The organism is Vibrio sp. YT-19(2023) (genome assembly GCF_033337395.1).
This window is the reverse complement of record NZ_JAWOQN010000674.1, coordinates 1-631: the sequence shown is the minus strand read 5'-3', so window position 1 is coordinate 631 and position 631 is coordinate 1. Positions and strand designations below refer to the sequence as shown.

General features: G+C 45.8%; 1 protein-coding gene. It reads right to left on the bottom strand.

The window, feature by feature from the left end; genetic code table 11:
• Positions 1-572, bottom strand: a 572-nt coding sequence (locus R7E78_RS27810; protein ID WP_318058845.1) for an exonuclease domain-containing protein, incomplete at its 3' end; no start/stop codon positions are given.
• Positions 573-631: the final 59 nt, after the last annotated feature.

The following is a 631-nucleotide window of genomic DNA, read 5'->3' as shown; positions in this document are numbered from 1 at the left end:
AACTTATTCCAAATGCCTGAACATTCTCGGCGTTGAAGTGCGTACTCGATATCCAATGTATCGACGACGGGAAACTGAATCCCTTCGCCAATGGTGTTTAAAAGCGCATTGTAAAAAAACTGTCGCTCGATATTCTTGTAGTGCACCAGCACCACCTTGCCAGCGAGTGCATCCAAAATCTCACCTAGTATTTGCGTTAATTGGGGCGCGTTTTTCACTTCAGAATCCGTAATGCCATGAATAACGACAGACTCCTCATTAAGCTCTCGGTTCGGATTTACAATCCAATGCGCTGAACCACTGCACTGCACTCGGTCAATCGTAAACGGCACAAGACCAATGGTAAGAATGGCATCGTCTTCTGCATTTAAGCCCGTCGTTTCAAAATCTACCGAGACAAACGGCACCTCTTTTAATGGCGTATCCCCATTCACCATAGGAGTCGAATAGTATCGCTTCAACCGTTGATCTTGCGCTTGCTCTGCCAACTGCTCAAACAATACTGACCACTCCGGCGTTTGCGAAGTATCGAGCAGCGGTGTACTCGCCTTATTTTTTGCCAACCACATCATTTACTGCTTCTTTGGTAGCGGAACTTAATGAAGTTCTGCGCATTGCTTAGAATTTGGAA